This window comes from Promicromonospora kroppenstedtii DSM 19349 (assembly GCF_000515355.1).
GTDB classification, from domain to species: Bacteria; Actinomycetota; Actinomycetes; order Actinomycetales; family Cellulomonadaceae; genus Promicromonospora; species Promicromonospora kroppenstedtii.
Genome location: NZ_KI911720.1, coordinates 26,613 through 27,946, shown reverse-complemented (window position 1 = coordinate 27,946; position 1,334 = coordinate 26,613). Strand labels below are relative to the sequence as shown.

Sequence of the window (1,334 nt, the reverse complement as noted above, 5' to 3'; positions counted from 1 at the left end):
CTGCACGTGCGGTGGCCGGGCCCCGGTGCGGCAGGCCGTCGTGCGCGTGGTGCCGACCAGGCCCGTGGTGCGGGTCACCGTCCCGGCCAGCGCCCTGCTGGGCCAGGACGACGCCCCCGGCGAGCTGGAGGGTTTCGGGCCCGTCACCGCGGACCTGGCCGGCCGGATCGCCGCCGACGCGACCTGGCAGCGCCTGGTCACCGATCCGCTGACCGGGGTCCTCACCGACTACTCGACCACCTCGTACCGGCCGGGCAAGGTGCTGCGGCAGGCGGTGGTCGCGCGCGACGGGACCTGCCAGTTCCCGCACTGCGAGCACCCCGCGGACCATGACGACCTGGACCACATCGTGCCCTTCGACCACGACCTCGACACCGAGACCCTGCTCCCGGGCACCCCGGGCCAGACGCGTGCCGACAACCTCCAGCCCCTGTGCCGGCGGCACCACCTGCTGAAGACGCACGGCGGCTGGAGCGTCGTCCGGGACGCGACCACCGGCATCACGACCTGGACCGCGCCTTCGGGCCGGGTGCACACGCGGCCGCCGACCGTGCTGGACACGCACATTGACATCGCCGACGCGACCAACGCCGACACGACCGAGACGGCAGATACCGACATGAGCTACGACCTGACGCTGCGGTCCCCGTCCAGGAAGCGTCCGCCTCGGCGGCACTCGATGAAGAACTCGATGAAGGGGGACAGCGCGGCACTCGCGGGCGCCGATGCGGGTCCGAGCACGCCCGCCGAACCACCGTTCTGAGCGTCGACCATGAGGCGGATCGGTGGCCAATCGCCTATCCGGCGTACCGCCGGCAGAACTCCCGCAGCGGGCCCTCGGGCACCACGTCGAGCAGTTCCCGGTACCGGCCCGCCGCGTCGTCGGCGCGTCCGGACCGGCGGGCCAGGTCCGCCAGGGCGAGGCTCGCGTCCCGGGCGGCGTACGGCGGACCCTCGGCGACGAGTTCCTCCAGCTCGTGCTCGACCGGCGAGAGGTCGCCGCCGTCGCGCAGCGCGAGCCGGCCGAGCACCACGAGCCGGGCGACGCGCGTGGCGGGCGACGGCCAGGTGGCCAGAAGCGCGTCGTAGAGCTGGGCGAGACGCGGCCAGTCCGTACCTGCGGCGTCCGGCGCGTTCGCGTGGACCCCGGAGATCGCAGCCTCGAGTGCGAACCTGCCGGGCGACACCGAACCCGGCCCGGAATATCGGGCGAGCGCCGCCGCCGCGTCGTCCAGGCCGGCGCGCAGCAGGCGCTGGTCCCAGGCCGTGCGGTCCACTTCGTCTAGCGGGAGCGCCACCCCGTCGCGCACCCGGCCGGGCCGTCGCGCCAGGCC

General features: G+C 74.7%; 2 protein-coding genes. One reads left to right on the top strand and one right to left on the bottom strand.

Annotated elements, in window-relative coordinates:
- The coding region (locus tag PROKR_RS20630) for an HNH endonuclease (protein ID WP_169736494.1) at positions 1 to 763 on the top strand (763 nt) is incomplete at its 5' end.
- 34 nt (positions 764 to 797) lie between these two features.
- Here PROKR_RS20630 and PROKR_RS20625 read toward each other — a convergent pair.
- On the bottom strand, positions 798 to 1,334 hold a 537-nt coding region (locus PROKR_RS20625), incomplete at its 5' end, for an RNA polymerase sigma factor (protein ID WP_483823666.1).